Source organism: Candidatus Sysuiplasma jiujiangense (assembly GCA_019721075.1).
GTDB classification, from domain to species: Archaea; Thermoplasmatota; Thermoplasmata; order Sysuiplasmatales; family Sysuiplasmataceae; genus Sysuiplasma; species Sysuiplasma jiujiangense.
Genome location: JAHEAD010000023.1, coordinates 1 through 18,810, shown reverse-complemented (window position 1 = coordinate 18,810; position 18,810 = coordinate 1). Strand labels below are relative to the sequence as shown.

General features: G+C 54.9%; 19 protein-coding genes. 13 read left to right on the top strand and 6 right to left on the bottom strand.

All coding sequences use genetic code 11. The annotated features are described in order from the left end of the window. Positions 1-200 precede the first annotated feature (200 nt). Genes KIS29_10120 through KIS29_10100 form a run of 5 tightly spaced genes read left to right on the top strand, consistent with a single transcriptional unit; the run spans position 201 to position 3,647 of the window. Complete coding sequence (locus KIS29_10120) at positions 201-1,265, top strand: carboxypeptidase regulatory-like domain-containing protein (GenBank protein MBX8640677.1); 1,065 nt, start codon at positions 201-203, stop codon at positions 1,263-1,265. 11 nt (positions 1,266-1,276) lie between these two features. Beyond that, entirely contained in the window at positions 1,277-1,930 is a 654-nt protein-coding gene (locus KIS29_10115) for an HAD-IB family phosphatase (GenBank protein ID MBX8640676.1), read from the top strand. Then, positions 1,927-2,565: a hypothetical protein gene (locus KIS29_10110; protein MBX8640675.1), complete on the top strand. Its 639-nt coding sequence runs from the start codon at positions 1,927-1,929 to the stop codon at positions 2,563-2,565. Before KIS29_10115 ends, KIS29_10110 begins: the two co-directional genes overlap by 4 nt. Before the next feature lie 22 nt (positions 2,566-2,587). Next, on the top strand, positions 2,588-3,052 hold the full coding sequence (locus KIS29_10105) for a hypothetical protein (protein ID MBX8640674.1): 465 nt from the start codon (positions 2,588-2,590) through the stop codon (positions 3,050-3,052). Then, positions 3,036-3,647 (top strand): methyltransferase, encoded by a 612-nt coding sequence (locus KIS29_10100; GenBank protein ID MBX8640673.1) that lies wholly within the window; start codon positions 3,036-3,038, stop codon positions 3,645-3,647. The genes KIS29_10105 and KIS29_10100 overlap by 17 nt, the downstream gene beginning before the upstream one ends. Here the strand turns inward: KIS29_10100 and gatE are convergent. Both gatE and gatD read right to left on the bottom strand, forming a co-directional pair. Then, a complete protein-coding gene (gatE, locus tag KIS29_10095; GenBank protein MBX8640672.1) occupies positions 3,618-5,468 on the bottom strand; it encodes a Glu-tRNA(Gln) amidotransferase subunit GatE in 1,851 nt (616 codons plus the stop codon). The genes KIS29_10100 and gatE overlap by 30 nt on opposite strands. Then, on the bottom strand, positions 5,461-6,783 hold the full coding sequence (gene gatD / locus KIS29_10090; GenBank protein ID MBX8640671.1) for a Glu-tRNA(Gln) amidotransferase subunit GatD: 1,323 nt from the start codon (positions 6,781-6,783) through the stop codon (positions 5,461-5,463). Before gatD ends, gatE begins: the two co-directional genes overlap by 8 nt. A 92-nt stretch (positions 6,784-6,875) precedes the next feature. Here gatD and KIS29_10085 point away from each other — a divergent pair, with 92 nt between their 5' ends. Next, the gene (locus KIS29_10085) at positions 6,876-7,610 is read left to right on the top strand and encodes a M48 family metallopeptidase (GenBank protein MBX8640670.1); all 735 of its coding nucleotides are present in this window, start codon (positions 6,876-6,878) and stop codon (positions 7,608-7,610) included. A gap of 4 nt (positions 7,611-7,614) precedes the next feature. Here the strand turns inward: KIS29_10085 and KIS29_10080 are convergent, their stop codons facing one another. After that, positions 7,615-8,478, bottom strand: a complete 864-nt coding sequence (locus KIS29_10080; GenBank protein MBX8640669.1) for an EamA family transporter — start codon at positions 8,476-8,478, stop codon at positions 7,615-7,617. Between the two features lie 142 nt (positions 8,479-8,620). Here KIS29_10080 and purD point away from each other — a divergent pair, with 142 nt between their 5' ends. The 3 genes from purD to KIS29_10065 all read left to right on the top strand — a co-directional run bounded on the left by purD (position 8,621) and on the right by KIS29_10065 (position 12,538). Beyond that, positions 8,621-9,937: a phosphoribosylamine--glycine ligase gene (gene purD, locus KIS29_10075; protein ID MBX8640668.1), complete on the top strand. Its 1,317-nt coding sequence runs from the start codon at positions 8,621-8,623 to the stop codon at positions 9,935-9,937. 15 nt (positions 9,938-9,952) lie between these two features. Next, positions 9,953-10,612 (top strand): haloacid dehalogenase, encoded by a 660-nt coding sequence (locus tag KIS29_10070; protein ID MBX8640667.1) that lies wholly within the window; start codon positions 9,953-9,955, stop codon positions 10,610-10,612. A gap of 141 nt (positions 10,613-10,753) precedes the next feature. Beyond that, positions 10,754-12,538: a PDZ domain-containing protein gene (locus KIS29_10065; GenBank protein ID MBX8640666.1), complete on the top strand. Its 1,785-nt coding sequence runs from the start codon at positions 10,754-10,756 to the stop codon at positions 12,536-12,538. 37 nt (positions 12,539-12,575) lie between these two features. Here the strand turns inward: KIS29_10065 and KIS29_10060 are convergent, their stop codons facing one another. Continuing rightward, positions 12,576-13,280, bottom strand: a complete 705-nt coding sequence (locus tag KIS29_10060) for a serine hydrolase (protein MBX8640665.1) — start codon at positions 13,278-13,280, stop codon at positions 12,576-12,578. Between the two features lie 189 nt (positions 13,281-13,469). Here KIS29_10060 and KIS29_10055 point away from each other — a divergent pair, with 189 nt between their 5' ends. After that, the gene (locus tag KIS29_10055) at positions 13,470-14,111 is read left to right on the top strand and encodes a class I SAM-dependent methyltransferase (protein ID MBX8640664.1); all 642 of its coding nucleotides are present in this window, start codon (positions 13,470-13,472) and stop codon (positions 14,109-14,111) included. Positions 14,112-14,251: 140 nt separating this feature from the next. Then, positions 14,252-15,634 (top strand): RtcB family protein, encoded by a 1,383-nt coding sequence (locus KIS29_10050; protein ID MBX8640663.1) that lies wholly within the window; start codon positions 14,252-14,254, stop codon positions 15,632-15,634. 29 nt (positions 15,635-15,663) lie between these two features. Here the strand turns inward: KIS29_10050 and KIS29_10045 are convergent, their stop codons facing one another. Then, entirely contained in the window at positions 15,664-16,938 is a 1,275-nt protein-coding gene (locus KIS29_10045; protein ID MBX8640662.1) for an HD domain-containing protein, read from the bottom strand. A gap of 212 nt (positions 16,939-17,150) precedes the next feature. Between KIS29_10045 and KIS29_10040 the strand changes: the two genes are divergently transcribed. Further along, positions 17,151-17,930, top strand: coding sequence for an RAD55 family ATPase (locus tag KIS29_10040; protein ID MBX8640661.1), 780 nt, complete (start codon positions 17,151-17,153; stop codon positions 17,928-17,930). Positions 17,931-17,932: 2 nt separating this feature from the next. Here KIS29_10040 and sepF read toward each other — a convergent pair whose 3' ends face one another. Further along, the gene (gene sepF, locus KIS29_10035; protein MBX8640660.1) at positions 17,933-18,307 is read right to left on the bottom strand and encodes a cell division protein SepF; all 375 of its coding nucleotides are present in this window, start codon (positions 18,305-18,307) and stop codon (positions 17,933-17,935) included. A gap of 200 nt (positions 18,308-18,507) precedes the next feature. Here sepF and KIS29_10030 point away from each other — a divergent pair. Next, positions 18,508-18,810 (top strand): hypothetical protein (locus KIS29_10030; protein MBX8640659.1); only part of this gene is annotated, 303 nt, incomplete at its 3' end.

Genomic DNA, 18,810 nt, shown 5'->3' with positions numbered 1-18,810 from the left:
TTGTAATCTATGCCTTGTTCCCGCGCCCAATCCGCCAACTTCATTTGACCCTACATAAGCACATATGGTATTGAAGTTTCCTGCTGCTAATTACCCTTTTACCACATAACGACGGAGGAGCGACAGCAGCTGCGCGCGCAGCTGCAGGCAGGGTCCATCATTAATATAGCATTTCTCATCTATGTGAGACTGCTGTGCATATGGCTGTAAAAGCATTTGTATTTGTCGTTGCGGCCGTTCTGGCAGGCGTCGCATTGATGCCTGCCCTGCCTTCGGCAGCCGCTGCAGCTTCAGATCCGGAGATTATCGCGAAGGTCGTGAACATCAGCGGACAGCCCGTTGCAAACGCGACAGTCATTATCAAGAATGTCTCCAGCGGGAATTCCGGCTCATACAAAACAGGTTCAAACGGGACAGTGACGCAGTCTGTCAGCCCCGGTAAGTACGACATAACGGCTCTTCTCTCCGGATACAGCGCGAACAGGACGTATATCAACGAAAGCATTCAGACAGCTGATTTCTATGCCAACTTCACCATGTACGAGCTTCAGGGAAATCTTACAGGTTACGTGAACAACGGTTTCGTCTCGCTGCCTATGGCGACGGTGGTACTGAACAACTCAACCGTTGCCTTCACCACCCATACGAGCGAGCCCCTTGGAGAATATTCATTCAGCAATATACCCGGGGGGAAGTTCAACGTCACCGTCAGCAAGGCAGGCTACTTCACCAACAGCACGACCATCAGGATCGTTCAGGGCGTCCACTCCTGGCTGAATTTCACGCTCAGGCCGCTTCTCGGCGAACTGATCGGCGTTGTGAACGCGACCAACAGCCTGGGCCGCATTATACCGCTGGGCGGTGCGAACGTGACGCTGATCAGCTCAAACGGATCGTTCCGCCGCACGGTTACTGACAGCAGCGGCCTGTACGAGTTTGTCAATGTATCGCAGGGAAACTACATAGTGAGAGTGGAGAAGGGGGGATTCTCCCCGGGGGAAAGCTCGGTGACAATACAGCTGTCCAGGATTGTATCCCTGAACTTCACGCTCGTGGCGCTGTCCCACTCATACATCTTCCCGGTGTCCGGCTTTATCGGCAAGCTGGATCTCAACCATTCGCTCATGTTTATCGCGCTCGCGCTTTCCATCATAATTGTGGCGGGCAGCGTCACACTACTGAACAAGAGCTACAACTGGAAGGAGTCGCCGGAAAGCAAAAAGGGAAAGAATGAAGACACCGATACAGGCAGGAAAGAAAGCTGACAGGTGGTCGGATGAATGCCCGGCTTGTTCTTTTCGACATGGACGGCGTGCTGGTGGATACACCGAGTTCATGGGTGACGGTCCACAGGCACTTTGGCGTGGACAACGGTGAGAACGCAAAGCTTTTTTTTGAAGGCAGGATAGACCAGATGGAATTCATGCGCTCCGATATCCGGCTGTGGATGGAAAAGAAACCGGATCTCTGCCTTGGCGACATAAAGGCGATACTGGGCGGGGTGGGACTGATGAAGGGAGCCTCAAGGACTGTTGCCGAACTCAAAAGGCAGGGAGTAAGGACGGCGATCGTGAGCGGCGGAATTGATCTGCTTGCGCAGCAGGTGGCTGAAATGACGGGAATAGATTACCAGGTTGCAAACGGCCTCGAGGCGGACGGAACGGGCAGACTGACGGGGGAGGGTATACTGAGAGTTGACATAAGGGACAAATCGAAATGTGCAGCGGAGATCATGAAGAGCGAAGGCGTCGCCAGGGAGGAGTGCCTCGCCGTGGGTGACGGGCCGACTGACATTTCCATGTTCAGGATGGCCGGGAAGTGCATTGCATTCAATCCCTGGAACAGGAGCATAGAGGAGGCGGCTGACTATGTCATCCGTGAAAAGGATCTGAGCGCAATACTTTCATTCGTGAAGGGCGGAAGGCGATGACCGGCGGAGAGGATTTCGATGTAGAGTGCCCCGCATGCGGCAGGGTGACGGCCCACTCGCTGGTGCATGCCAAGAGAGGCGTGAAGAGGGAGGGAATGGAATTCACGCTGAGGTGTTCCGAATGCCTCAGCATACAGAAGAGAGTCTTCTCCGAGGAGAAGCTCGTCGACATACCGTACGTGCTCAGCAGCGAGGGAACCTCGGCAAGGGGGATGACAAAGCTGTTCAGCGACGAGAGCGTCGTGGTCGGGGAGGAGATGTACCTCGGCAACAGCAGATGCGTCGTCACTGCGATAGACACCAGGAACGGAAGGGCGGCACAGGCAAAGTGCACTGACATAGTGTCGATATGGGCCAGGACTTCAGCCGTCAGGTTTGTCAGGGTTTCCGTGAACCAGGGATCCAGAACGATATCGCTCAGGATTGAGGCGCAGCCGGAGGAGGAGTTCACAATAGGCGACATCATCGAGACGGGCAGGGGAAAGGCAGTGATCACAAGCATAAAGACAGAGAACAGCTCCGTGAAGAGGGGGGCCGTGGAGGCGAGCGGAATTGTCAGGGTTTACGCCAGGATGATAAGGGAGGCGCGGGGACACCATCCGCGACCTGTCGCAGGCGGCAGGACTGCCGACTGACATGCGCCTCCGGGACGGCAGTATGATTTTACACATCAGGGAAACGGTGGAGGCGCATTGCAGGGAACTCTTCGCCTGGTGGACTGATTACACTGACCAGGACTCCGCGGACAACAGGTACATGAAGGTCAGCAGGAAGGTAATCTCAAGGGAGGGGAATATCGTCAGAATGGCGGACACATTCACGAGACCGCTGCACTTCACGGACAGGACTGTTGCCGTGCTTAAGCCGCCGGGAGATGTGGAGTTTGAGTCAGAAAGCAGGCTCTGGAATATCAGCGGACACTATAGAATGCGCGGCGAGGGGAACAGCTGTGTCCTGGAGGGCATGATAAACCTGAGACCGAAGGGCGCCTGGAGGATCATACTCAATCTCCCTCCCGCAAGATACTGGATAAGGAAGGGCATCATGCTTGACACCAGGGAACACATGAATGATTTCCTGTCCGACAGATCGAAAGGGAAGACAGGTGCCGGCAGTAATTGAAGGCATCCGGATAGTCCGCTGGGAGGGGGCCTATTTTCCTGCGGAGGACACTGTCCTGATCCTCAAATCGATAGGAGACGGCAACGGAAATTTCCTGGATGTCGGGACAGGGACAGGCATAGTTGGAATCGGCGCCGCACTGAAGGGCTATGCAGTCGTTTCCACCGATATCGATATGGACTGTCTGCGGGCTGCGGCCGAAAATGCGGAAGCCAACGGCGCAGCCGTAGGCTTTGTGAGATGCGACCTTGCGGGAGCGCTCAGGGGACCGTTTGATATAATCGCGTTCAACCCGCCCTATCTTCCGGAGGAAGGACTGCCGGACAGGCAGCTCACGGGAGGAGAAAGGGGATTCGAGCTGGCGCTGAGACTCCTTTACCAGGCGCGTGATCTGCTTTCAGAGAAAGGCAGGGTGCTGATTGTTCTCAGTTCCATGAGCAGTATCGGGGAATTTGCCCGCCTTGCAGGAAGAGACTGGAAAATAGCGACGGCCGATTCGGTGAAGCTCAATTTCGAAACGCTCCATCTTGTAGAAGCGAGGCTGAGGCGCGGCCGGGAAAAACTGCTACCGGGCGCTCTCCCTGATGATGCTTGAGAGCAGGGAACTTATCTCCTTTCCGTCCAGTTTGCCGCGAAGCTCCTTCATTGCGAGACCCATCAGCGGGCTCAGCGCAGCTTCCCCGCGTTCGCTGATTAGCTCATGGTGCTCCGCAACGATCCTCCTGATTATGCGTTCGGCGTCCGAACGGCTCACAGCGGACGCCGCCGCCTCCAGGCATTCCTGTATGTCCTTTCCGGACACGACGCACTTTATTATCTGCTCTACCGCCTCCTTCGCAAATCTGCCTTCGGCCAGTGCCTTCATCACTGTTTCCAGAAAGACGGGACTGTCCGCGCTCCGGCCGTACAGTTTCTCCGCCTCCGGAAGATAGTTGAGAAGTATCCTGGCGAGGACGGAGGCATTCCCGTAGTTTGAGCACATACCCGTGAACAGTGCTGTCCAGCCCTCCTCGGCAAGCTGTGTTGCCTGCTGGATGTGTATACCGAAATCATCCGACAGTTTCCGTGCCTGAACATCGAATGGCTCGGGGAGGTCGGCTTTCAGTCTCTCCGTCCATTCATGCCCGACTGAAACCGGAAGGACGTCCGTTTCGGGGTACATCCTCGCGCTGCCGGGCAGAGGCCTGCTGTATGCTGTTGTCCCGTCCTCCTTCGCGTCGCGTGTTTCCTCCGGAACGCCGGACAGCGACATTGCTGCCCTGGAGGCAACGGTCCTGAAAATGGTGTCCATCATCCCGGCCTCCGCCGCACAAAGCACGAAGGCGTCATTTTCGCCCAGTTTGAGATGACGCGATACACGCTCCTTCTCCTCTTCGCTTATGCCGTAGGCAGGAAGCTCGTCCGAGTGCAGTATTCCCTTCACACCAAGCGGCCTCAGGTACTGGGCTATTTCCCTTCCGATTACACTGTTTCCGTCCTTCTGGAGCGTTCCGCGGAAGCCAATCAGCGCCATCGCCCCTATCCGCTCCGCCTTCTTCAGTGCCGAGGCAATCAGGGCGGATTCCGATCCGGACAGAAGCGGTGTCACGTCTGTCCAGCGCCCGCCCGCACGCGCCTTCCTTTCCCTGAGGAGGGCACGCGCATCGATAAGGCGCCTCTGCCTGAGAGCCTCACCGGCCGCTATCCTGGGAAGCATTTCCAGCTCCTGGACACCTTTTATCTCGACCCTTGAGCCTCCCTCCACCGATATGTTGATGTCCTCCCTGATGGTGCCTATGCCTCTCCTTACGTTGCCTGCGGCCCTCAGCAGCATTCCGATCTTTCTTGCAGTCTCCTTCAGCAGTTCAGGCGAATCTATGTCCGGTTCGGTTGCGATCTCCAGCAGCGGAACACCGAGCCTGTCAAGCCTGTAGACCACGCTTCTGTCCTTCCGCTCAATCTTCCTGCAGGCATCCTCTTCGCAGCAGACAGACTGAATGCCTATCCGCCTGCCGCCGACTTCGACGTAGCCGCCGGTGGAGATCAGCGCGGTACGCTGGAATCCGGAAGTGTTTGAACCGTCCACAACGATCTTCCTCATGAAATGTATTTCATCAACCGGTTCAGAGTGCAGAAGCAGTGCAACCTTCAGACCGATGGACAGGGCATCCATGTTGGCCTCATGCGGCGGCTCCTCGTCAAGCTCCACGAGGCAGCTGTTTTCGCTTATCTCATATTCGTAGAGAAGGTCCAGCGAGGACTGCCACAGTGCGGCAGCATCTGTTTCACCCATTTCCGACCTTGATGCGCGCAGCTTCCGTACGACCTTCCCCTTTACGGCATCGTTCAGCGCTGAACCGCAGCTGCAGAACAGTTTCTTTGTATCGAGCTGCTGGTGTATCTCGAGACCGGCCTTTATCCTGACAGTTTCAGACAAGTTTCTCAGCACCTTCCCGCCTGCAGGTTATCTCCCCCGAAATGCTGCTCTCCATCAGTTTCCTGACATCCTCCAGCCTGCTGTGATGTCCAAGCACCCACCTCAGCTTCACATAGGCAACCTCCGGAAGCATGTCTGAGCCGTTTATCACGCCTGCCTTCAGCATGTCCCTTCCCGTCGAATACACCTTCAGATCCACTGTTCCGTACAGGCACTGGGTGGTCGCGACAACAGGCATTCCCTCTGAAACCCTCTTCCTGATGCAGCCGACGAGCTCAGAGCTAACATGGCCAAGGCCTGTTCCTGCAATAACCACTCCCTTCTTTCCTTCTGTAATGCGCATGAATTCGTCGCCGTCAAGGTCCGGATAAAACTGCACCAGCGATACGCCGTCAGACATCTTCGTGTCCGCCTCCACCTTTCCACCGGATGCATGCCTGTATTCGGACAGATACCTTATGCCTCCGTCCACGAGTGCTATCGGCTCGCAGTTGATGCTCCTGAACGCATCTCTCCTGCTTGAATGCATTTTCCTGACCTTTGTTCCGCGGTGAACAGCGCATTCCGTATCCGACGATGAGGAATGCATTACGACGACCACCTCGCCCACGTCGCTTTCTGCCGCGACTCTTGCGGAACAGAGGAGATTCAGATAGCCGTCAAAAGACGGTCTGTCCGGGGATCTCTGCGCGCCGACAAGAACGACCGGACCCGTCATGTTCTTCAGCATGAATGAAAGCGCCGCAGCTGTATAGGACATCGTGTCTGTGCCATGTGCAATCAGCACACCCCTGTAGCCCGCGTTCAGCCTGGATGCAGCTTCCTCTGCAAGCGCTTTCCATTCGCTGTAACCGAAATTCTCGCTCATTTCCGAGAAAAGCGTTTCGCCCTCGAGTCTGCAGACAGACGAAATCTCCGGTACAAGTGAAACGATTCCTTCGGCGTCATATGCCGGAAACACGCCACCCGTCCTGTAATCGACGAAACTTGCTATCGTGCCGCCGGTTCCCACAAAAGCCACCCTCCTGTCGCTCTTCCCGTCACCGGCGTGTCTGGCCGCGCCCGAGCGGCGGTGCGCCGGTTTCGGCTGCTTTTCGACGAGTTCCACTTCGGTGTGCCTGCCGTATTTCACACCGATATTGTATCCGGACCTGAGCTTGAGAACGAGTACATCGCCGGAGCTGAATTCGTCACGGGGCATGAGTATGCCGGCAAAAACCTTCTCTCTGTCTCTTACCCTTATCAGGTCGCCCGATTCTATGCCTGCGGCACTGAGTTTTTCCGCGACCGCGTCCCCATCGGCAGCCTTTTTCATCACCATATTCAATGCCTGCAGTCTTAAAACATTTACCCATATCCGAAGGCACACGGAGCCGCAGAATCGAAATTGATTTAGAAACGAATAGCATGGAAGGGCGCGGTAGAGAACAGGTGGAAGAGAAGGAATACGGATCCGGCGGTCTGCATTACACAGAACGCAGGAGCAGGAGGATCAGAAGGCTGAGCATTTCTGTGGACGCATCATGCAACATCATTGTCCGTGTCCCCGAGGGCGCCTCAAGGAAGGAAATACACAATTTCATTCTCCAGAACAGGAAATGGATTGACGACAGCGTGGCGGAAATGGCGGCAATGGAGAGGATTACAATCGACGGAAGCAGCGGCTCGAAGGCGGTTTACGGCGGAAGGGTGCTGGATGTCGAGGTTTGCGAACAGCCGGGGGGAGGATACTACACACTGCTGGAGAACTCAGGAAAACTGAAACTCTTCTGCGGGGATGGGGAGCAGGAAAGAGTCCGCATCATCAGCATGTTCTACGCCGAAAGGACGCTAGATTTCCTGAAGCGCAAAATACCGGAATGGGAGATAGCGACGGGACTGCGTGCGGCAAAATACGAGATTAAAAACTTCAGGAGCAAATGGGGGAGCTGTTCTCCCGGCGGGACAATAAGATTCAATTCAAGGCTGTCCCTGTTCCCGGAGGAGGTAATGGAGTATGTTGTCGTGCATGAACTGTGCCACCTGAGGCACAGGAGGCATGATGAAAAATTCTGGCATTCGGTGGCAAACCACATACCCGATTTCATGGACAGAAGAAGGGCATTGAGGAAGTGGGCACTCAAAACGCGGTTTGCCTGGTAGGCCGTCAGATGCTCATCCACAGTATTGCGGCAAATATCAGGACGGTGCCTCCGAATTCGAAAAGGGTGAACTGCTCGTCCAGAATGAATACAGATATCAGTATGCTGACCACCGGCTCGAAAAGCGTTATGACTGTCGATGCTGTGGCTGTCAGCCCCCTGAGGCCGCGGAACCAGAGCAGGAAGGGAACAATCGTGCACATAACGGAAAGATACAGGACGGAAGAGGCCGGGCCGGCATTATACCAGAGCGATGCGGAGAGATTCCCGGTCACCGCCGAATAGACGGATACAAAGATCGCGGCGCATATGAATGAACCGGTGAACAGTTCAACAGGCTCGGCTTCGCCCGACTGGCTTTTAGTGACGACGATATAGACCGATGTGAACAGCGCCCCGAGAAGCAGTGCGAGCGCACCGTAGAGTGAGGATGAGACGCCGCCGCTCCCAATGACGCCGGAGGTGAACACTATGCCGAATACGCCGATGCCGACCGCCGGCCAGCGCCTGGAGCTGAGTTTCTCGCTGATGAGAAAATAGGCAAGCACCGGAACGATGATCGGTCCGGTGTTCAGAAGTACTGCAGCTTCTGCGGCCGTGGTTGTCACCTGGCCGACATACTGGAAAAGGAAGGAGAGGGACAGTATGAAGCCGACGAGAAGCGTCCGCCTTGTTACAAGACGGCCGAATTTTCCTTTCCTGAGATAGTGGATGAGCATCATGAGCAGTGCGGCAACAATGAAACGCCATGCAAGGAAGCTGTAGGGGTTGACAGTTTCGAGACCTACCTTGATGACCGGGAAGGATGTGCCCCATAAGGCTGCGGCAGAAAGAGTGGCTGCCACTGCTGCAAGTCTCTTCCTGTCCATCGTTTTCACGGTTGCGGAGGCGGTTGATAAACCTTGCGCTGTTACGCAGCATGCAGCGGGTATCCAGGTATGCCGGCGCAAAATGCCTGAAATGCGCGATCTGTAAAGTATTATTATTGATCCGCTGTTTGGTGTAAACGATATGCGGATACTGGTAGTCGGCGGAGGATGCAGGGAGCACATCATTTCCGAAAGATTGCGGTCTGAGGGAAACAGCATTGTTTCCGTAATGAGGAACAAAAATCCCGGCATAGCACGCATCTCATCCGCACTGGCCCTCAGGGAGGAGAACGAAGTTGCGGGAACGGTCGATTTTGCTGTGGAGAATGGTGCCGATTTTGCAGTAATCGGACCAGAGGGGCCTCTGGCCGCAGGACTCCCGGATGCACTGCAGAAGCGCGGTATAAAATGTTTCGGTCCCACGCTTGGCGCCGCGGAGATAGAGACCTCAAAGGCATTTGCAAGAAGGCTGATGGAAAAGTACGGCATACCCGGAAATCCGGGATATGCCGTATTCGAAAACTACACGGACGCAGCCGGATTTATCGACAACTGCTCCTATGATGTCGTGGTAAAACCAAGCGGTCTGACAGGCGGAAAGGGCGTCAGGATAGTCGGTGAACAGCTCGGCGACAACGCTGATGCAAAGATATACGTGAAGGAGCTGCTCGGCGGGAAGGGCGCGTCGGTTGTCATCGAAGAAAGACTCATCGGGGAGGAGTTCAGCCTGCAGGCGGTAACGGACGGCAGGAAAATGGTTGCATTCCCGCTTGCCCAGGATCACAAGAGGGCTTTCGAGGGGGACAGAGGACCGAACACAGGCGGCATGGGATCCTATACGGCAGGGAACATGCTACTGCCGTTCGTGAGCGAAGCCGACAGGGAGAATGCAATGTACATAACACAGCGCGTTCTTTCAGCGCTGTCATCCGAGGACAGGATGTTCAGGGGACTGATTTACGGCAACTTCATGGTAACTGCGGAAGGTGTCAGACTGCTGGAGTTCAATGCAAGATTTGCTGATCCCGAGGCGATGAATGTCCTCTCCGTGACAGAAGGAAACCTGACGGAGACGCTGGCCTCCGCGGCGGAAGGCAGCGTGAAGAACATGCTCAATTTTGAGAATGTCAGCACAGTGTGCAGGTATTTCGTTCCCAGCGGTTACGGGGAAAAGCCCGTTTCCGGTTCAGAGATAAGGATAGAAGAGGAAGGCGTTCGCAGTAGCGGCGTCATGCTGTATTTCGGATCTGTAAATGCGGAAGGCGGGAGACTGCTCACAACCGCTTCCCGCTCCTTCGCCCTGCTTGCAAAAGGGGACGAACCCTGGGAGGCGGCAGGCAAGATTGAAAACGCATCCAGGTTTGTATCCGGGCCGGTTTACAGCAGAAGGGATATAGGAACGAAAGAGGAAATGGAAAGGAAGAGAATGATCGGAGAGAAACTGCATGGAAGAATCTGATGAGAGGCTGCTCGCATGGCGCTTGTGAATTTTGAAGCGGTGATGGCGGAAGTTGAGAGGGAGCTTGACGAGAGGGACGAACTGAGGGAGATTGCAATCAGAAAATCAAGGGAAATAGTGAGGACATCCTCTGAACTGATATTCAAACTGCACACAGACCGGCAAGGCAGGGATGTTGTTGAAGGCTTCAGGCAACTGAAATCAAGCGTCATGGAGCTCGAAACGCTTCTTGCCGACAACTGGGAGATCTATTACAGCGGATTTGTTGAGGAGGCACTGCAGGAATACGTCGAGGCGTCTCTCTTCAGATGCGTTATGACCGGAAGGGAGATACCGACGCATTTGCAGATGAAAGTGGACGCTTCCGTCTACATCCTCGGCCTCTCCGACCTCATAGGAGAACTGAGACGTGCTGCGCTGAACAGTATGATTGACGGAAGGATAGACATGGCGGAAAAACTCGTGGGCGACATGGAAATACTGTATCTGGCAATATCCAGGCTGCACTATCCCTCCAGGCTGACACAGATAAGGAAGAAGCAGGACACGGCGAGGGCCATGCTGGACAGGACGCTAGGCGAGCTGAGCACCGCAATAGCTTCGCGCACAATGAAGAAGGCGGCTGCCGGCAGAGGCAGAGCCGTGCGCGGGAAACAGCGAACATCGGGCGATTGACGGCATTCGCGGGCCGCAGCATTTCAGGACGCATGCCTGTGCCGGAGGCACTTCCCGTGCCAACACTGCAGCGGCAGCGCTCTGTCTTTCAGCGCTGCTCAATAGGTGTATATGCATGAAAAGTATCTCCACGCCGGAAATATGACAGCAGAAATACATTACAAGGTTGATGCGCGTGACCACAGGCTGAACTGCCTGAAGGTCGAGATGCTGCTGACACCTGGAAAAGGTGAAGTGGAATTGAGCATGCCCGTGTGGAGCCCCGGCGCCTATCACGTCGAAGACTATGCAAAACACATAGTCGAGATAGAGGCATTCAGTGCTTCGGGAAGGAAACTGCGGCTGGAGAAAACAGACAAGAGGAACTGGAAATTCAGGGCAGACGGAGGCATGGTTACCGTCAGGTACAGGGTGCATGCGCACACTGTATCCGTCCACCACAGTTTCTTTGACGATTCGCACCTGACAATTAACGGCCCCAGCGTCTTTCTTTCTGCAGCGGGGTTTGAGAAGCTGCCGGCCGAGGTGGAAATAATTCCGCATGAGGGCTGGAACAGCGTATCCACCGGTCTTAGGCTGACGGACGAAAAGTGGAAGTTCAGGGCGGACAACTACGACATACTGCTCGATTCGCCCATAGAGGCGGGAAATCATGAATCGGTGCATTTCACGTACATGGGCAGGGATCATGAGATTGCCATCTACGGCTCAAGCACGATAGACAGGCCGGTATTTGCCGCCGATGTGGAGAAAATAGTGCGCGCGGAAATAGCCATAATGAAGGACGTTCCATACGACAGGTACGTCTTCATATACGACCTGGTACCGGGAGCCGGAGGCGGGCTGGAACATCTTAATTCCACCCACTGTCTTGCAGATCCGTTCCACTTCGGGCTGAGAGAAGAGTATCTGGGCAAACTCAGCACCATATCGCACGAATTCTTCCATCTCTGGAACGTGAAGAGGCTCCGCCCCATGCCGCTTGGTCCATTTGATTATTCGAAGGAGGTGTACACGAAACTGCTCTGGTTCTCCGAGGGGTTCACTTCCTACTACACCCATGCCGCACTGAGAAAGGCACGCATAGTTTCGACAGGCGAGCTGATGAGGGGTCATGCGAGGGCGGCCGAAACGTTTCTCGGCACGCCCGGGAGATACTACCAGAGCGCAGAGGAGTCGAGTTTCGACACATGGATCAAGTTCTACAAACCGGAAGAAAACACGGTAAACAGCGTGATATCCTACTATACAAAGGGCCAGCTGATAGGCATGCTCCTGGATATTTTCATAATAGATGCCACAGGCGGCAGCAAGAGGCTTGACGATGTGATGCGTCTGCTCTACCAGCGAACATACAAAAAAGGGAGGGGCTTCACGGAGGATGACTTCATCGACGCTCTTCAGTCGGTCTCAGGGAAAGAATGCGAAACCATCTACAGAGAAATGATCTCCTCCAGGGGAGATCTGCCCTTCGGCAGATATCTTTCGCTGGCAGGCATCGAAATGAAGTGGGAGAAGGAAAGGAAGGAGGGATACCTGGGCATCAGGATGTCGGAGAGCGCACCGGAAACAGTGGCGAACGTCCTTGAGGGGACCGGCGCAGCCGGCGCTGCCTTACTTCCCGGAGACGAGCTGATTGCTGTCGACGGAATGAGGGTGAAACCTGCCGACATAGCGGGCAGGATCAGGGAGCATCAGCCCGGCGAGACTGTCGCCGTGACAGTCTCAAGATTCGGCGTGCTGAAGGAGATACGCGTGAAACTGGGAGAGAGGCCGGGAACGCTGAGATTCGTTCAGTCGAAAAATGCAGGCATGAAACAGAAAAATAACTTCGAGAAATGGGCATACGCAAAATGGAAGGACGGCATAAGCTACGAGAATGTGAAGGATCCGCAGTCGTACAGGAAGAGGTACGACATCATCTGATGCGCCGCCGGACATGGCAGGAAGGGGCGCATCGGTCTCATCCCGGAAGAACGGCAAGCCTGTTGAAGAAAAGGAGCGACAGCTCGGGTATGAAGAGCCTTGCGTCTTCAACCGCCCTTCCCCTGGTCAGAAAACCGGCGTAGGAGTATCTGCCGCCGACTGCATAGAAACCGACATCGCTGTAAACATCGTCCAGGCTGCCGCTCTTCGTTCCCGTAATGCCCTCGGGGAGGAGGAGTGACAGCCTGCTCCTGTCATGCTGGGACCGCATTAATTCCTCAAACACCGTGCCCTGGCTGCCTGCTGCGCCTCCCGACTCACGGCGGGTATGCAATTTTATCAGCCTGAAAACATCCTGAAGCGATGTCACATTGTCCATGCCCCTCTTCCTCGATTCAAAGTCGAGCATCCGGCGCCGCAGATGCGTATGCGGCATGCCGCGGGCCGATATGTGTGCGTTTATGGAGGGCATACCGTACCTGTCTATCAGGAAGTTTGTTGCCGTGTTGTCGCTGACATCTATCATCATGGACAGCAGTGAACGGATTGTGAGCTCCGACCCGGCAAAGAATTTCAGCATGCTGTCGTCGCCGGGCCTGATGTCATCCACGGCCGCAGTGTCGTCGAGCCTGCCGTCCTTCTCCAGCGCATAATCGAGAATGAAAAGCTTGATTATGCTTGCTGCGGGAAATTCGGACGACGTATTGTGTTCGAAGACGAAACTGCCGTCAGCGCTCTCCATGTATATGGAAGTGTCCCGGCCGAACTTTTCGACGATGCCGTTCAGTTTCTCTTCAAGGGCTGCAGCCAGAATGATTCACCCGCCGTACGGAATGCTCATAAGCAGGGAGGTTAAAAAGACAGTTCTTCCGAGAGGCTGTCCGCAATGGTTTATCAACAATGCATGCAATTGACCTGCTGCGCGAACACCATGAAACAGCAGGAAAAGGCCGCACGGAAGCTGCTGGAATCACTCGGAGCCGGCAGGGAGACGGCGGACACGCTTATTCGCGAAGGGAGGGAAGCCGATTCTGTCGCGGACAGCATATCGGGAAAAAACCTGTGGTCACTTAAACCGGAGAAAGGCATCGCACTGTACGCCGCCGCCAGGTATACGGAACCGGATCTCTGCGTGGAAACGGGTGTAGGACCCGGCGTATCCACGACCTTCACGCTGTCTGCACTGGAAAGAACGGGGAAGGGGATGCTGCACTCCATTGATCTCGGCGTGAAATACGGTGACGAGGAGGAGGTGCATGAAGTGGGTTTTCTTGTTCCTCCGCTGCTGAGGAAAAGATGGACACTCCATACGGGTGACGCCGGAAAACTGATCAGGCCGCTGCTCGAGGAACTCGGGGACATACAATTTTTCCTGCACGACAGCAGGCACACTTACAGGCATGTCATGCTTGAACTGTCGGAGGTGTGGAAGCACATGCGCAGGGGAATAATTTTCGTTGACAACTGCACCTGGACCGGAGCGCCCTCCGATTTTGCGCGCAGAGCCGGTGCGCAGGTCCTCAATCTCAGCGATGAGGCCGGCGGTTTCTGCGCAATCAGAAAGAAAATCTGAAACAGGCGCCGGCGGCACAGAAGATTTAATAAGCACCTTCAAAATGGAAACAGACGGGTGTTTCCGAATTGGCATGGAGCGGCGTACTTAACAGAATTGATGACTACAGGTTCGAAATACCCAGGAACTACAAGCAGGGGATGAGGACATCCACCGTCGTCTACTCTGATGACAGGATGATCGAGTCGATAAAGCAGGACAACGCGCTCGAGCAGGCGGCCAACATCGCCATGATGCCTGGCATTGTCGGCAAAGCGCTGGCTATGCCAGACATACATTGGGGCTACGGTTTTCCCATAGGTGGGATAATAGCAGAAGATGCCGACGAGGGAGTGATATCGCCCGGCGGTCTGGGTTTCGATATAAACTGCGGTGTCCGGATGGTCAGAACGGATCTTCAGTACAGCGACATAAAGGACAGGGTCAGGGAGATCGTGGACCTGCTGTTCAGGCTCGTTCCCTGCGGCGTCGGATCCGAGGGGAAGGTGAACGCGAAGGGCAGCGAGATCGACCGCGTACTTGAGGGAGGGGCGCACTGGGCTGTCGAGAACGGATACGGATGGAAGGAGGATCTGGATGTTACGGAGGAAAACGGCCTTTATGCTGCAGCCGACTCATCCAAAGTCAGCACAAAGGCCAAACAGAGGGGCAGGACACAGATCGGAACGCTGGGTTCGGGAAACCATTTTCTTGAGATTGACAGGGTTGAAAAGATATTTGACGACAGTGCTGCCAGGAGTTTCGGAATCACGGGGCCCGGGCAGGTGGTGGTCACCGTCCATTCGGGTTCAAGGGGCCTCGGGCATCAGGTAGCGACGGACTACCTCAAAATCATGGAGGAAAACTCCGCCGGTTACGGCTTCACGCTTCCCGACAGGCAGCTCTCATGCGCCCCCATCAAATCCAGGGAGGGAGGCGATTATTTTGCCGCAATGGCAGCGGCAGCCAATTTCGGCTGGGCCAACAGGCAGCTCATACTCCACAGGATCCGGGAGGCATTCTCGAAAGTGCTTTCTTCGACGCCCGAGAATCTCGGGATGCATCTCATATATGATGTTGCCCACAACATAGCCAAGATAGAAGAGTACGAAGTGGAAGGAAAGAGGGTCAGGGCATACATTCACAGGAAGGGTGCTACCCGGGCGCTTCCGGCCGGCCATCCTCTCGTTCCGTCCCGGTATTCCAGTGTCGGGCAACCGGTGATTATTCCGGGGGATATGGGCACCGCAAGTTATCTTCTCGTCGGCGCAGAAGGCTCCGTGAGGGAGAGCTTCGGTTCCACATGTCATGGCGCCGGACGTGTTCTGTCCAGAAAGGCTGCTACCAGAATGTACAGCGAAAGGGACGTGCGGAAGAAAATGAGCGACAGCGGCATCTACCTCAAATCCGCAACTGTGGAAGGTATACTCGAGGAGGCGCCGGGCGTTTACAAGAATATTGATGACGTCGTGAGGATTACGCAGGCGGCAGGCCTCTCCAGGATTGTAGCAAGGGTCGTCCCCGTCGGCGTGATGAAGGGATGAGCAGATAGAGCGCAGCAGGACAGTCTTCCTCAGCCGAATATTATTTCCCTCGAAATCCTTGAAGCTTTTGTCCTGATGGACGGATCGCATGCAACCAGCAGGCCCCAGTCCTGCTGCGGATGCTTCTGGACGGCCCTCGCAATTGTGCTGAGCGAGGTCAGTTTCCTGACCTTTCCGTCATCGTCGAGTATCGGCACCTCCGTCTTTCCCTTCCTCCCCCTTCCGGTAAGGAATTCGACGGGGGCGGCATCCAGTATGACGCTCCCCTGCTCCCCTCCGGCCCCGGCGGATATTTCATCCTCGAGTTTGAACAGCTTCCCCTTCCGCGACAGAGAGGCGAGCTTCCTCCTCTCCTCATCTCCCATTCTGTCCAGGCTTATGAGAAGCGCCGTCTTGAAGAGCTTCCTGTATTTGAGTCTCAGCGCTATCTCCTGCTGATATCCGCCATGTTCGCTGAGTCTGCCCGAGAGCGACGCATCCGTATCCATGAACACTTCCGGAAATACATCCCTGTCGAGCATTGATACGGCCTTTGTAAGCATCATCTCGGCGATGCGGACTGTCTTGTGGAAATAAACTGCGCTGTTCATCAGTATGCGCGAAACAATGAGCCCTTCGACTGCGGAAACCCCTCTCCTCTCGACGGCCATGCTGTTTCCGACGATTTCCGAAGTCTCGACAATGCGGTCCGCGTCCACCCTCCCCTGCCCTACACCGGTATAATGTGAGTCGCGCATCAGGTAATCCAGCTGGTCAACGTCGACGGGACCGTGAATCAGGGATGTGAGATAATGCGGCAGACCGGTTACCCCCTCCTCATTCATGACGAGTTCCGCGACCTCCCGCGTATCGAGACCGATGCTCTCGATAATGCGTGGCAGGAGATCGCCCTTGGCCAGAATATGCATGTCCGTGGCGGGCACAGTGCTTGTTTCACCCCTTATTATTCTGGCAGTCTGCTCCATGTGGTTTATGCCTAGTCTCTGCTGCAGTATGTATTCGAATGTGTGAGAAAATGGCGGATGGCCTACATCGTGGACGAGGGCGGATGTGAGCAGGAGATCCCTCTCCCGGCCCCTTATTTCAAGTGCACCGGCGAACCTCGAGGCAAGGTGGTACGTCCCTATCATGTGCTCAAGCCTCGTATGGTTTGCCCCGGGAAAAACAAGGTTGGCCAGGCCGAGCTGGTGTATCTGGGCCATCCTCTGCATTTCGGGCGAATCGAGTATGCTTGAAAAATTGCCGTCAAGCCTTACGCTGCCATGGACACCGTCGTGAACCACTGTGTAGCTTCTTCGGGCCATATTTTGCACAATGCAACTGGAGGTATATGAAAAGCGACAAAATCCTTCAGACATTCCCGTAACCGGAAGACAGTGATGCGAATAATGATGCGAATAAGGCGCCTGGCAGCATGTATCCCTTCAGCGGTGACCTGGATGCGGACCTGAATGCGGAAGTGAGCGGAATGAATACAGATGCCATACCTCTATCGTGAGTTGAGTGAGTTGAAGGCATGGATATTCATGCCATCAGCTTTAAATCGGCATACGGAGAGATCGGCAGGGTAAAAGTGGAATCGAGAACTTTGCAGGTTCAGAGGGTCAGGACATTTATCGAGGGATTTGACGACAGGATAGACGGAGGCATCAGGAAAGGGCAGATAGTCCTTCTTTTCGGCGCGCCCGGTACGATGAAATCGTCCATTTCCATGAATATGCTCTGGAACAATTCCAGAAGGCTGGGGCTGAAGTGCCTTTACATATCGCTCGAGGAGACGAAACAGAGTCTCATGGAGACCATGCAGTCGCTGGGTTTCTGGCCCGTGGACGACTCGAAGCTGCTAATTTCGGATATCGCAACACTGAGGCTCGAGCATGCCGATGCGGACAGCGGGCGTGACTGGTTCAAGATACTCGAGGAATACATAGAAAAGAGGATTGAGACCTCCGGTGTGGACATACTTGTCATTGATTCGCTCAATGCCGTCTTCTCACTGAAGAGCGTTCAGAACCCGAGGCAGGAGTTATTTCATTTTTTCGGTTTCCTGAGGAAAATGGGAATAACCTCGTTTGTCATTTCGGAGCTCAAGCCGGGAAGCGAGGAGATATCGGCCTACGGCGAAGATTTCCTGGCGGACGGAACAATCACGCTGAGATTCCACCAGGTGGGGGAGGCAGACTATCAGCTCAGAATCAGGTGCCTCAAACTGAGGCATTCAAAGGTTGAACACGGCTATCTGACACTCATATTCAAGGACGGCGTGTTTTCGGCCACCCCGCCCATTTCGGAATGATGTCAGAATCCGCCCTTTATCTTGTTCCTGTCAACCTTGATTCCAGACGGTGTTACTATGAAGTAGCTTTTTCCCAGTCCCGCGACATCCCCGCCCACATCCCTGGCCACAAGCTTCAGATCATTCGTAATCCGTTTCATGGCGAGCTGATCGCCTGACAGTGCGGTGTAATCCAGTATGAGTATGTGGCCGTTGAAGACATTTGCCGTCAGTTTGCCCAGATCCTCATATCTGTAGATCTCTGCAACCTTGATTAGCGTCTTTGCGCCGACCTGCCCTTCTCCCTCGAAACCCATCTGGGTAAGATCAATGAATTCAGCAGTTTCCACGGGTGAACCGTCACCCTTGCCATATTCCTTCTTTTTCAGAATGGCCACTCCAATCCCTTCGCGTATGATATCGGCAGTGGTTATTTAGATTTTATGACAGGGCTGGCTTTGGGACAAAAATCCTCCGAAGCCCGGAAACAGGCCGGCCGCACAGGCGTCTATGGGCACACGTATGCACTCGAAAAATTTAACGTTTGTGAATGAATCGTTCGCAAAGCAGAAAAAGGCCTTTGTACATTACCCGTTCATTGAGTGAAGACAGCAGCATCAGGAAAGGGAGACACCTCCGGTCGAAGGAACTGAGGGAGGTGGCATCCTCGGTCAGGAACGGCACATTCGCGTATGGAGCGAGGCCGAAGAAGTCTGTGGACTGGGCCACATATGACGAGGCACAGATCAACGAACTCGCGGACATGCTCAATTCCATCAGGGATATCGTGGATGAGGCATGCGCGAGAATTGCTGAACGCCCGCCGGAAGTGAAGACGGGTCCGGGAAGGCCGCAGGTGCCTGCATGCGACCTTGCGAAGGCGCTGATGCTCCAGAGCTAC

What these genes read in the sequence shown, in the direction of transcription:
- KIS29_10080 (MBX8640669.1), bottom strand. Translation starts at nt 8,478, where the DNA reads ATGGACAGGAAGAGACTTGCAGCAGTGGCAGCCACTCTTTCTGCCGCA.
- KIS29_10050 (MBX8640663.1), top strand. Translation starts at nt 14,252, where the DNA reads ATGAGGACATCCACCGTCGTCTACTCTGATGACAGGATGATCGAGTCG.
- KIS29_10105 (MBX8640674.1), top strand. Translation starts at nt 2,588, where the DNA reads ATGATTTTACACATCAGGGAAACGGTGGAGGCGCATTGCAGGGAACTC.
- KIS29_10045 (MBX8640662.1), bottom strand. Translation starts at nt 16,938, where the DNA reads ATGGCCCGAAGAAGCTACACAGTGGTTCACGACGGTGTCCATGGCAGC.
- KIS29_10070 (MBX8640667.1), top strand. Translation starts at nt 9,953, where the DNA reads ATGGCGCTTGTGAATTTTGAAGCGGTGATGGCGGAAGTTGAGAGGGAG.
- KIS29_10110 (MBX8640675.1), top strand. Translation starts at nt 1,927, where the DNA reads ATGACCGGCGGAGAGGATTTCGATGTAGAGTGCCCCGCATGCGGCAGG.
- KIS29_10120 (MBX8640677.1), top strand. Translation starts at nt 201, where the DNA reads ATGGCTGTAAAAGCATTTGTATTTGTCGTTGCGGCCGTTCTGGCAGGC.
- KIS29_10115 (MBX8640676.1), top strand. Translation starts at nt 1,277, where the DNA reads ATGAATGCCCGGCTTGTTCTTTTCGACATGGACGGCGTGCTGGTGGAT.
- KIS29_10085 (MBX8640670.1), top strand. Translation starts at nt 6,876, where the DNA reads ATGGAAGGGCGCGGTAGAGAACAGGTGGAAGAGAAGGAATACGGATCC.
- KIS29_10040 (MBX8640661.1), top strand. Translation starts at nt 17,151, where the DNA reads ATGGATATTCATGCCATCAGCTTTAAATCGGCATACGGAGAGATCGGC.
- KIS29_10065 (MBX8640666.1), top strand. Translation starts at nt 10,754, where the DNA reads ATGACAGCAGAAATACATTACAAGGTTGATGCGCGTGACCACAGGCTG.
- gatD (MBX8640671.1), bottom strand. Translation starts at nt 6,783, where the DNA reads ATGAAAAAGGCTGCCGATGGGGACGCGGTCGCGGAAAAACTCAGTGCC.
- KIS29_10060 (MBX8640665.1), bottom strand. Translation starts at nt 13,280, where the DNA reads ATGGAGAGCGCTGACGGCAGTTTCGTCTTCGAACACAATACGTCGTCC.
- KIS29_10055 (MBX8640664.1), top strand. Translation starts at nt 13,470, where the DNA reads ATGAAACAGCAGGAAAAGGCCGCACGGAAGCTGCTGGAATCACTCGGA.
- purD (MBX8640668.1), top strand. Translation starts at nt 8,621, where the DNA reads ATGCGGATACTGGTAGTCGGCGGAGGATGCAGGGAGCACATCATTTCC.